Genomic DNA, 12,737 nt, shown 5'->3' on the forward strand with positions numbered 1-12,737 from the left:
AGGACTAAAAAAACGTGGCTTTTGCTGGTTTGAAACATTGGTGGCTTGCTATGGGCGTTGCCGTAGCTGCAGGGTTCGCCTGGTCTCAGAGCGACTCCGCTTCTGTCGTTTCCGCCAGCGCAGAAAACAGCGACGAAAGTCCCGAATCTGCTGAGGCTCAGGATCCTGCCGAAACTGAATGGCAGCCCACGCTGCAGTATATTTCCCTGCCGCCTTCCGTTAATCCGTTGAATGGCTTGCTGCCCTTTGGAGGCATCGGCTCCTCTCCCCGTCTGATGAATACCAGTAAGGGTCAGGTGTTTAGCCATGATATCGACGTGGCTACCCGTGAAATGGATGTCAGTGAAAAACGCGTGAACTCCGTTTCCCGTGATACCACTACTTTGTGGTCTGCCCATTATCCGGAATTGACCGATTACGTTGCTGATATGTATGATATCGGTCGTAAGAGCTTGTGGTTGAACGGCCTAGTCGGCCAGGCCAACGACGGTTATGAAACTCCGGAAACCGGTTCTGTTTTTGACATCACCATCCCTGTGACCATGCCTGCCTGGATGAGAGATTTTGGCTTGGATAAGCCGAAGTTGATGCTTCAGGGTACCATGGATATTCGTTTGAAGGGCTACGGTGAATACGACGATGCTGAAGGTAGTACCAAGACCAGTCTTTGGCCCAGCCCCACATTGAACTACACCCCGAACTTTATGGTGAAGGGTAAGATTGGCCCTTACATCACCGTAGAAATCCAGAATGTGGAAGAAGGCCTTGGTGCGAAGGATCAGGTCCGCGTTGTTTACGAAGAATCCTACAAGGATGAATTCGAAGACTACATTCTCCAGCGTGTGGAAGCTGGTACCACTAATCTTTCTTTGACTGGTACGGAACTTACAGGTTATTCTGAAAACCATCAGGGCTTGTTTGGTATCAAGGCCGACTGGAAGCTTGGTGACTGGCGCTTGACTACGATTGCATCCCAGGATGGAGGCTCTCAGGAAGAATACACCTTGAAGGCCAATGAATCCACCTCGGAATTCCAGGTGCTGGATAAGCAGTTCATTTCTTACCGTTATTACTTCTTGAACCACGATGCAAGAAAGTCCTATGTTAAGGCTGCCATTGCTGGACAGAAGACTGCTAACTATCCGGCCACGAACCTTAAGCTTTATAGACGTGGTGCCACCAATGCTGTAACCGGCATCATTGATGACGTGACGGTTGTTTATAAGACAATCGATGGAAAGACTATCGAGAAGAAGGTTGAACGACTGGCTGAAATTCCCAGTTCTGATTTTACCTATGATTCGAAAACTGGTATTGTCAAGATCAACGGTGTAAATAGAAATACCTTGATTGCAGCAAGCTGGAGTAATGATGGTACCGGCCGTGTGGGAACCACTGTTCGAGATCGTGCAAAGTTGGTCCTTATCCAATGGGATGCTGCGCTTTCTGAACTGACGGACATTGACAAGTTGATGCTCCGTAATGTTTATAACATCGGTATTTCTGATGCAAGTTCTGCCAACTTTGTTTTGAGAATGAAGGACAAATCTGGCATTGCCGGATCATTCATGAAGACTCTTGGCCTGGTGGACGAATCTACAGGAAGTCCTTTGGTGAACGATGCAACCATCTTTACCAAGAATGCTTCTGGTTCCTATACAGGCGAAATGTGGTTGCCTTGTAAGCCGTTGTCTGAATACTCTGGCGCTAATGCAATGGAAAAGGCTCTTCAGAACTGCTTGGAACCGTTGCGATTGCTGGACTCCACAGATGCCATGGCTCAGCTTTACAACTTGCCGGTGTACAACTTGAACCGTTACACTAGTCGATTCTATTTTGAATCTGTGGGCAAGCGTCGTAACTCTACATTGAGTGTCCGAGATCCTAGCTCCAGCTATTCTGTGAATGGTAATTCCTGTATGGATATTTCCCCGGGCACTGAAAAGGTGACTGCAGGTTCTGCAACCCTTATTCGTGGAACGGACTATGAAGTCAACTACGAACTTGGCCAGATCGAATTGCTGAGCGAACGCGCCCTGGATCCCAACAAGGAAATCAAGGTTTCCTTCGAATGTGAACCCATGTTCGAAATAGACAACAAGTTGCTGCTCGGTGCCCGTGCAGAACTTCCCTTAGATCTTTACGGCTTCGGTACGGGCTCTATGTTCGGCTTGACCGCTTTGTACAAGAGCCAGAGCACTACTGCAAAGACTCCTGTGTTGGGTAGCGAACCGTATTCTAGCGCATTGCTGGGTATGAACCTCCGTTTGCAGGATTCCGTTCCCGCATTGACAGATCTGGTAAATAAGATTCCTGGTATCAACACTACTGCCGCATCTAGTTGGCGATTCGAAGCTGAATTTGCTGCAAGCCGCCACAATGCAAATACCAGTGACAATACTTCCGCCTTGGTGGAAGACTTTGAAGCTACCAGTTCCGGCTTGACTTATCCGTTGTCTCGTCTTTCTTGGTACCAGGCTTCTCCGCCGGGTGGCTCTGAAAATGAGGCTTCTACATACATTGAAAACTTGGACTACCGTCATCAGGGCGAATTTATTTGGCACAGCAACATTACGGAACTGTACAAGAACATCTATCCTGCTGTAGGAAATTCCGATGTTGATAACCAGCACCTGACGGTGTTGAAGATGACTTTGCGTGCCAATGACAATTTGTCAGGAAAGTCCTGGGGCGGTGTGATGCGCCCGAATAGTTCCTACTATCAGGACATGAGCAACATGAAGTATATTGAAGTGGTTGCTCGTGGTAATGTCGGTTCTCTTTATCTTGATTTGGGCTTGATCAGTGAAGACCTTTCCATCAACGGCTATGCTCCTGATGGCCGTTACCAAGGTGAAAATGATCTTGGTACAACAACCGCTCTGCATGACAAGGGCTTGGATGGGTTGACTGGTTCTGATGAAACCCGTATTGTTTGGGATTGCCGTGTTTCCGGCTGCGTTGGCAAGGAAGTTAATTCCTTGAATTCTGATGCTTCTTCCACAGACATTGCTCGTGATAATTACAACGATGATCTTGATGAAGAAAGCGATCCTCCGGTATACATTAACGGAACGGAAAACAACTCCGGTGAACGCGCTTACGATACGGAAGACATCAATAAGAACGGCTCCCTGGATACAGACATTAGCTATGTCCGTTATCGCATCGATCTTTCCGATACGGTGAGAGCCCATTTTGAAGAATTGTATAATGGCTGGCGCAAGTGGCGTATTCCGCTGAACCAATACGATACGATTGTCTCCTCTACGGGTAGCGACTACCTGACGATTCTTTCTGAATCCCAGTATACAAGACTTTGGGTGGGTAGCTTGAATCCGGGTGTTGCCGAAGCTAAGGTCCAGGTGGTGAACTTGGCTGTGGTTGGAAATTCCTGGGAAGAAACTACCGTGGCTGACCTTTATCGAACCAGCTCCAATGAAAATTCCCAGATCGTTGAAGTGAATGGCGTTGAACAGCAAGTTTCTGAATCCATTAGCACAAAGGATACTACCTACGTAACGGTTTCTACCATCAACAACCGTGAAGATTCCAAGAAGTACCACAAGTCTCCGAACACCACTACAGAACGCGATTCTGAAACGAATGCTCCGTTGAAGGAAACAGCCCTTGTCCTTGATTACCATAACATGAGCCCGGGCCAGGAAGTTGGTGTCACTCGTATTTTCGAAACAGAAAAGAAGGATTTCTCTAGCTACAAATCCTTGAAGATGGAAATTCATTTCAAGGACTCTTCTTCTACGGATAAGGCTCCGATCCGCTTTGCATTCCAGTTCGGTGAAGGCTCTCTGGAAGGTTCCTCTGATTACTACGAATGGAGTTTCCGTCCGGTAAAGTTTAGCTGCAAGAACGGTGAACGCGAACAGGATTGCCATGAACAAAACTGGCTGGACAACGCGTTTGCAATGAACTTGCTGGAATTCTCTGATCTGAAGAAACGCCGTTCTCCGCCTTTCGTGACTGCCGTTGAAAAGGCCATCAAGCCGAAGAAGGGTGAAGCCGACCGCGAAGAAAAGATTCGCTTGGTTGGTAATCCGTCCATTACCAGCATCGACTGGATTCGCTTTGTGATTATTGCCGACTCTGGCGCCTCGGAAAGCGACCTCCGCGGTACCTTCTGGCTGAATGATATGCGTCTGTCCGATATGGATACGGACTGGGGCTATGCAGCTCGTGTCAATGGCCAGGTTAATTTCGCAGACTTCATTTCTCTGTCTGGCGCAGTCCGCTATCAGGATGGTAACTTTGCCACTTTGTCTACTTCTAATGGTTCTCCCAAGCCGAAGATTTCTGAGGCTGCATCTCAGTTGGATGTGGCTGCAGACTTTACGATGAATTTGAATAAGTTCCTGGATGATAGCGCTGGATTCCATATCCCGTTGTCCATGGGTTACCATACTTCGACGAAGCGCCCGTACATGAAGCCCACAGATGACCTTCATCTGAAAAAGAGTAACTTCATTGATTTGACTACGGACATGTTCCAGAATGAACTTAGTGTTGATTCCAAGTCCGAGGAAGAAGAACTGCGCGACAGTGCTGACTCCAAGGGCTATCAGTCCTTTGTCCGCGAAAAGAATTTCGGCATTAGTTTCCGCAAGGATTACAAGGCTCACGAAACCAAGCTGGGTGAATTCCTTTCCCAGGCACTCTTGGAACGTCCTGCATTTAGCTATAGCTATAATGAATCAGAAGGAAAGTCAACCACAACCGCAGACTCCACTTATTCCTACCACACGATTTTGGAATATAAGTTGGGTACCTTCAGCATGTTCAAGTTCAAACCCTTTGAAGGCTTGGCTAAGTATCCTTGGTTGAAGGAAATCGCAAAGACTGATTTCGAACCCTGGCCCCAGACATTTGACTTGACGTTGTTTGACTTGAGCTATGTTCGCTATGTGAACCAGAGCCGTGACCCGGATTATGTGGATCCCCAGGTAGATAAGGTTGTTACCTACACCACGGAATTGAACCATAAGCTGAACATGCGCTGGAACATTTTCTCGTTCCTTACTACAAGCTACTCCTTGAATATCAAGCGTGATATGTTCGGCGGTGGAGACCGAGAAGGTTTTGCAAAAGAAAACTTCTTTACTACACGTAATGGTGGCTTGTTTGCTAGCGGTTATGTTTTCGACTTTGACCATACAGACCGCAAGGTGTATGTGTCTGTAGATAGCAGTAGATCTGTCGATATTCCTTATGACACCGTTGCAACCGTGCTGCCCAATGGTGATACCATGACCATCGATATGCAGAACCCGGATTCTTACCAGATCCTTTCTGAAAAGACCGTGTTCTACAAGGTGGATAGTGTGGGCCGCAAGCAGTACGGTCGTTCCTATGGTATTTTGCGTAACGAACGTTCTCGTTCACAGCAGTTCAAGATTGGTTTCAATCCTCGCATTGTTCCGTTCCTGCCGTTTAGCATGAACTTCAATTCTGACTTTAACCAGTTGAAGACTATCCCCAATGACTTTGACTTGAGGGATGAAACGGATATTGATAAGAACTACTGGACAATTTCTCAGACCAGCCGATTTGAATTCTCTCCGTCCTTTAAGGTTCTTGACTTCGTTAAGAACTTTGGCGGCAAGGAATCTGCCGTTACCAAGGCCTTTGAAAAGATCAAGTGGCGTGAAGTAAAGTTCAACTGGAATGCAAGTACGAATACTGTGGGTGAAAACTTCACCTTGGCTCAGCTGTACGAAGATCAGCGTGTTACTCCGCTTCAGTACTACTTGTACGGCTTGGGACTTGGTAATGGTTACCGTAATCGTGGCCTTTGGAATATCGTCTCTGGCGACATGGGCCTGGATCATCGCGATGATTATAGGGGCTTTGGTCAGTATCGAAACCACCATGTGGATACTCTTGTCTATCAGGGTAATTTTAGACATACCGTGTCTCGTCAGTTCCAGATCAACACTGGTATTACGCTGCCTATCTGGGATATTGGTTTGACCGGTGACTTGCAGTGGAAGCAGGATTTTGCACAGTCTCGTGAATATCCGATGTATGTTGATACGACGACTGTTTGGCCGCGCATTGGTATCAATGTCAGTGTCCCGAATTTCGCACAGAAGGTCGGTTTCCTGAATTCCTTCCGCAGTGTTTCCACGAGCCATCGATTTGATTATACATATACAACGGCAGTACGTCCGTTCCAGAGCGCAGAAGATTCCTGGAGCCAGGTGATCAACTTCAACCCGTTGGTTCGAATTACCTTCTTGCTGCAGAACAGCATGCGCATTGAAAATTCTGTTCGTCTGAAGATTGAAGACACGGATCGTCGTCCGAAGGAAGAAGTTGTAGGCAGAACGGATTGGCGTCCGTCTGATCCGGCTGATTTTGAGGGCAACCCGAAGGATACCTCTGACTACTTCTGGGAAACTCCGTGGATGCATATGGAACGTTATAACGACTTCTCCATCAACATCGGCGATGACGTCACGGTTACTTATCCGCTGAAGCTTGAAAAGGCTGTGAAGATCTGGAAGTGGTTCTATAAATTCAAGGATGCAATTGACTTGAAGTTTACCGCCGGCTACGACTTCAAGAAAACTATCCGTAAGGAATACGAAACGGAGGCGAACTTCAATAGGGAAGACGCAGATTCTGGTACAGACGGGGTCTTTAGACAGTGGTCCTATACTTCCCCGATTACTGGAGAAAAAGAAGAGAAGACTATCTACAACCCGAAGCTCCACTTGGCCAACAGAACGGTTCCGTCTCGCACTCATGAATGGTTCATCAGGCCTGCGGCAAGTTACCAGTTCAACAAGATGGCCAGTTTGAGCTCCTACATTGAGTATCGTCAGATTCACGAAAAGCTTGATGACGAAACGGCTCACCTTCGTCAGATCTTGCAGTTTGAATTGGCTCTGTTGCTGAAGTTCAATTAGCTGCAGCATTAAAGAAAAAGCCTCCCGATGGGAGGCTTTTCTCGTAATTCGTAAATCGTAACTCGTAATTATTTAATAATGCCCACGTCGCTGTGCTTAACGAAACCCTTGACTTTTTCTCCGAGGCGGATTTCCACGAATGCGCCCTGCTGGGAAAGAACTTCAAAGGAGGTTCCTTCGGAAAGGGTGTTCAATGTTTGGGCCTTGTTGTCGGGGGCGCTGGTGACGTCGGCGTCGGCTGCGGTGACGACGCCAGTAACTTCTGTTTCTGCGAGGAATACCTTGTAGCCTGCGCTTACGACGATGACGCTTGCGACTGCCGTCAGTGCGAAGATGATTCCCATAAACACGTTCTTGCGTTTTTCACTGAGGCTTACGCGGTTACCGACTGCGGCGAGTACGATAAGCCAGAAGATGCCGAGGATGACGAACAGTTGGACTTTCAGGGAAAGTGCGTGGTGAGCCTTGTACAAACCTGCCAGAAGGGGATTTTCCTCGTCGTCCTCGTCAACCTTGTCCTTGGTCATTGCCTGGGCGTAGGCAAGATTGTGTTGGATGTCGCTATCGTTAGGATTGAGGCGAAGGGCTGATTTGTAATAGAAAATGGCGAAACCCAGTTTTGCGTTTCTAAAGTAGGCGTTGCCCAAATTGTAATAAAGATCTGCATCCTGGATGCCGTTGTCGACACAGGAACGCCATTCGTCGATGGCTCGTTCGTAGTCCTTTTCGTTGTATGCCTTGGTTCCGGCTTCGATGCCCGGGCATGCGTTTGCGGCTAATGCTGATTGGGCAAAAAGCAAGGTGGCAGAAACGGCGAAGGCTTTAATCAAATTCTTCATAAATTTATCCCTACTTCAAATCGTCAAGATTTTCGCAGAGGGTTTCCACATCCTTGAGCATCTGCTTTTGCTCTTCGGCGGACGGATTTACCGGAGCGAATCTGGCGAAGGCGCACTTTTCCAACCAGCTGTCGATGGCGGCTACGGTTTCTGCCTTGACGTTACGAGATTCCAGTTCCTGCTTCATTTGCGGGCGGGTCATGCCCTTGAATTCCACGTTGGTGAGGTCGCTGAGGTAATCTACCAAGCCGTTTTCCAGCGCTGCATAGAGTGCCTTGGCATCGCCCTTGGCGAGGGCTGCGTTTGCGTTTGCAAAGCGTGCCTTCAATTGCTTGTTGGCTTTGCCCTTGCGAACCAAAGCGACGTTGTTGCTGTTCTTGCGCTTACGTGCTACAGCGAAGGTAACGATGAAATAGAACGGGATGGCGGCAAGGAACAGTACCCAGTACCAAATGCTCTTGTAAGGGGCTGGGGATTCGATGGATCCCTTCATGTTGTGGATGAAGCGGATGTCATTGCCCAGGGATTCAATTTCCTGCTTTTGTACTGCAGCGGGGCTTGCGTTAGCGGCGACAGGTGATTGGAACATGGCTTCAGGTGCATTTTCGCCTTTTTCCACGGTGATGTTCCACGGGCCTGCAACAGCGGTTTCGTATTTCTTCTTTGCCGGATTGAACCAGGAATACTTGATTTCGGGAATGGTGAATTCGCCCTTCTTTTTGGGATAGAGGAACACCTTGGTGTTCTTGGTGGTAACGACCTTGTTTCCGACAATCTTCTTTGTAATGTTGTTTTCCGGAGGAACGGATCTGAAGTCGCTGAAGTCCGGAAGCTTGGGCTCCGCAATGGAGCCGGGAAGACCATCGCCCTTGACGCTAATGGAAAGGGTCATGGCTTCGCCGACCTTGAGCTCTGTGCGGTCGAATTCTGCCTTGAAACTATAGTTGCCCACCATGCCGGAAAATTCTGCTGGCTTGCCTTCGGTAGGCAACGGCTTTACGGTAATGTTCAGCGGCTGGGTGGAAGTTTCTGCGTCGATGGATTCTTGCTTGACGGTGCGGCTGGAGAAAGACATTCCGCCCATCTGCTTCTTTTCTTCAACGACCTTGGGCTCACCGCGTTTGGTGTACTTGAACTTGAATGGCGGAATTTGGAGGGTGCCGCTCTTTGTGGGGCTGAGCCAAGCAAATTTTGCGCTGGCCTGAAGTTCTCGGCGTGCGTTTTCCACAGGTTCGAACTTCATGTTGGCGAGATCGCTGCGGTGAACGATGAAATCGTCACCGGTGTTCATGTCGGTTGCCTGCAGGTTGCCTTCGAAATGTTCGTAGGTATGGAAACCGAGCGTCACGGAAATCTGTTCGCCTTCGTAGATGGTGGTCTTGGAGGGCTTCAATGTAACAGTAAGGGCGTCGTCGTTAAAAGAACGTTGTACGTCAACGGGAATGTCTCCGCTGATAGCGCGCTTTTGACCGTCAATGGTCAGGAAAATCTGGCCGGCGTTAATACGACCTGTCTTCTTAGGAGCCTTTATATTAAATGTATAGATACGGGCCTTGTAGGCGCCGCGGCTGCCACCGCCAAAGAAGGATTCGAACATGTCATCGAAACCGGGGCGTATGACCTGATCGGTACTATCGATCTTGGTAAGGGTAAATCCGTTTTGGGCGGTAAACTGGAGGTCGCTTCTGTTTTCGGGCAGTTCCTGCAAGGGGAACACCATTTGCAAACCAAAATTCTTTCCGGCTTCAACCCTTTCCGTATTCAATTGAAGAGACGGACGGGCGTTAGCCAAAATTGCCATGCCGAGACAAAGGAACAAGATTCGTTTCATACTGCCAAAATTACCAAATTTCACGGCGCTAGATGGGTGAAATGACTGGGTTTTATGCTTGTAAGGTAAAAACGCAAAAAAGTGTAAAAATGATAAACAAAAATTTTCGTTTCTATAACATTTTTTCCCTTGGAACGTTAGTAAAATTTTATTAATATTGGCGCCGTTGTAATCGAAGTCACAAAGAAGGAGTGATTATGTACTGTCTGCTTGCTTATCTTATCGTAAAACAGCTCAAGTCCGGCAAGGCTCTGATCTAAGAAATAACGATTCGACAAAGGCTAAAGTTGAAGGCGACCTGATGAAGGCCGCCTTAATTTTTTTGTCTAAAATGCTGAACTTTGGTTGACGATTGGCTAATCGAAGTTCAAGTTACGTCGATAAGGGGTGAAACCTGCGTTTTTGATAAAGGTTTCGGCTTCCTCGATAGTGGAAAGTCCGTGGTTTTGCAGAACATTTTCCTCGATGACGATGCTGTTGATGTCGTCGGCGCCGGCATGAAGGCCTAATTCGCCTAAAGAAAGACCCATTCCCAGCAAAGAAACCTCGATGTGAGGGACATTATCCAAGTAAAGACGGCTGAGAGCCAGTAATTTAAGGTATTCATCGCCGCGAACATGGCGGATAGGGAAGTTGTCGGTCTGGGGCTGGAAGGTCCAAACTACGAAACTTTTGAATCCTTGGGCGATATCCTGGGTCTTACGGACGTATTCCAGGTGTTCGATGATTTCTTCGTCGGTTTCGTCACTGCCGAACACAATGTTTGCGCTTCCCGGTAGGCCCTTTTTATGGCAGGCGGCCAGTGCGTCGCACCACTGCTGTGCAGGAAGCTTTCGCGGGCTCAGTTTCTGACGCATGCGGTCGCTGAGGATCTCTGCGCCGGCGCCGGGTACGGAGCTGAGACCCGCGTCCTTGAATATGTCAAGAAGTTCGTCCAGGCTCAAATTGTTGTATTCCGCGATGCGGACCAGTTCTACGGGGGAGAAGCCTCGTACGGTAACGCCCATTTCCTGTGTAAGCATTTTCAAGACGTCCACGTAGTAGGAAAGAGGGATTTCCTTGTTGACGCCGCCCTGCAGGAAAATTTGATTGGCGCCTTTGGCCTTGGCTTCGATGGTCTTTTGACGGATTTCGTCCAGGGAGAGCACGTAGGCTTCGGGGCTACGGGCGGGCCTGCAGAAGCTGCAGAAACTGCAGGTGACTTCGCAAATGTTGGTGTAGTTGATGATTCTGAAGGCTGTATAGCCTACTTTGTTGCCGGGAAGGCGAGCTTGACGCACTTGATCGGCTGCTTCAACCACTTCGGTCCAAGGAACGTTTCTTAAGATTTCAAGACCCTCTGTAGGGGTTAAACGTGTAGAATAAAAATCTCCATTTTTTACACTTGAAATAACTTTTTGTAGAATTTCGTTCATATTAGCCGATTTATTAAAGTTTAGATACCTAAAGTGTGTAAAAGTTTTTGGACATATTGTCCACAACATTTGCTTTGCTATATGATAAAAAATTTTCGGGAGGATATAGTTTAAAGTTCGGGCCTGGTGAGCCCATAAAAAGGAGTTTGATATGAAGCGTATGGGTTTTGCTTCTGTTGGTTTGGCACTTGCTTTCGCGGCATCTGCGGCAAATGCTTTTATCTTGACCGGTAAGGTTACTAATGAAAAGGGGAATGCCATTGAAGGCGCCTCTGTTAGTCTTCCCGGTTTGAATCTTTCTACTTCCAGCGATGGAGTGGGTAAGTTTACCCTTCGCGATACTCCTATGCCTCAGGGGCTTGCCCCGGTGTCGGTCAATCCAGGTTTTGTTCATGTGTCCGATGGAATTCTTTCGTTCTCTCAGTCCAATTCCGGTCCTGTTCAGGTGCAGATTTTTGATGCCGTGGGAGTTCGTGTCTTGAACAAAACTTTCCAGGGATCAGGCTCTGTGGATCTTCGTGGTTTTGTGAAAGCTGAAGGAACTTATTTTGCTCGTGTGAAGATGGGAAATGCCATTCAGAATTTGAAATTTTCTGCCCGTGGTTCCTATGGTGCAAACTTCGGCAAGGCTGAAGTGAAGGCTCTGAAGAAGGATGCCGCAGGCGAAAATCTTCAGGTGGTCATGGACGGCTATGATACTTTGAATGTTGTGCTGAACAACTTGGATACAAACGTCGTATTGACCTTGCAGAGGGCTGTCGGCGCTGAAGAACAGTTTGACTTTGGTTGGGCAAAGGGCAACGCTCCTGTTCCTACCCGTGGTTGCGGCAAGACCTGGAACCGCGTAAAGTCTGGTAGTTATGACTTCCAGTGGAGTAAGGGTAAGCGAACCATCCGTATTGATATTCCGGATAACTATGACAATCAGAAACCTTACCGTCTTGTGTTCGGTATGCACTGCATGGGCGGCTGGGCTGGTGGTGTTCAGCAGGAAGGTTACTACGGCATGAAGCCGCTGGATACTGAGAAGACCACCATCTTCGTTGCTCCCGAAGGTAATGGTAATCAGGCTCCTTGGGCTCAGGATGACTACACCTTGTTTGATGAGCTTTTGGCAGACCTTCAGGGCAATCTCTGCATCGACTCATCCCGCGTGTTCTCTGCTGGCTTTAGCTATGGTTCCATGTTCACCAACGGTCTTTCCCGTGACCATCAGCATGTGCTTCGTGGTGTAGCTGTTTACGAAACTGCTGAAATCAACATTTGGGTTCCCCAGCATTCTGGCAAGTCCATTGCCTGGATGGGTGTGCTTGGCTTGCAGGATGACCTGTGTCGTCCGGACCTTGGTCGTGCCGCACGTAACACCGCTCTTAAGCACAATGGCCCGAACTTCTCTGACGCTAGCGGTGAGCAGGCAGAAGAATACAAGGGTTCCGGTCCTCACCTTTGCTATGACTACAAGACTGTGGATGAACGTTTCCCGGTGAAGTGGTGTACTCAGAACGGCGGCCATATCTGGGATCATAAGGACCCGGGTCAGACTAAGTCCTGGGTTCCCCAGACTACTTGGGAATTCTTCACCCAGTTCTAATCGATGGCGGATCACGAAGACCGCAACGCTTTAACGTAAATTCTCTCTTTTTAACAAAGCTCTCGGCAAATTTGCCGGGAGTTTTTTTGTATAACTGAAAACTACCGGCTAGGCCGGTAGTTCCGTAAAAGCCTT

5 protein-coding genes are annotated in these 12,737 nt (G+C 48.2%); 2 read left to right on the forward strand and 3 right to left on the reverse strand.

The window, feature by feature from the left end; genetic code table 11:
• Window positions 1-50: 50 nt before the first annotated feature.
• Complete coding sequence (gene sprA, locus MJZ25_04765) at window positions 51-6,926, forward strand: cell surface protein SprA (protein ID MCQ2123480.1); 6,876 nt, start codon at window positions 51-53, stop codon at window positions 6,924-6,926.
• Between the two features lie 68 nt (window positions 6,927-6,994).
• Here sprA and MJZ25_04770 read toward each other — a convergent pair whose 3' ends face one another.
• From MJZ25_04770 to MJZ25_04780, 3 genes are all read right to left on the reverse strand, one after another.
• Complete coding sequence (locus MJZ25_04770) at window positions 6,995-7,765, reverse strand: tetratricopeptide repeat protein (protein MCQ2123481.1); 771 nt, start codon at window positions 7,763-7,765, stop codon at window positions 6,995-6,997.
• Window positions 7,766-7,775: 10 nt separating this feature from the next.
• Complete coding sequence (locus MJZ25_04775) at window positions 7,776-9,596, reverse strand: BatD family protein (protein MCQ2123482.1); 1,821 nt, start codon at window positions 9,594-9,596, stop codon at window positions 7,776-7,778.
• A gap of 356 nt (window positions 9,597-9,952) precedes the next feature.
• Window positions 9,953-11,011, reverse strand: coding sequence for a CofH family radical SAM protein (locus MJZ25_04780; GenBank protein MCQ2123483.1), 1,059 nt, complete (start codon window positions 11,009-11,011; stop codon window positions 9,953-9,955).
• Between the two features lie 151 nt (window positions 11,012-11,162).
• Here MJZ25_04780 and MJZ25_04785 point away from each other — a divergent pair, with 151 nt between their 5' ends.
• Window positions 11,163-12,602, forward strand: coding sequence for a T9SS type A sorting domain-containing protein (locus MJZ25_04785; protein MCQ2123484.1), 1,440 nt, complete (start codon window positions 11,163-11,165; stop codon window positions 12,600-12,602).
• Window positions 12,603-12,737 lie beyond the last annotated feature (135 nt).

The organism is Fibrobacter sp. (assembly GCA_024399065.1).
Classification (GTDB): Bacteria; Fibrobacterota; Fibrobacteria; order Fibrobacterales; family Fibrobacteraceae; genus Fibrobacter.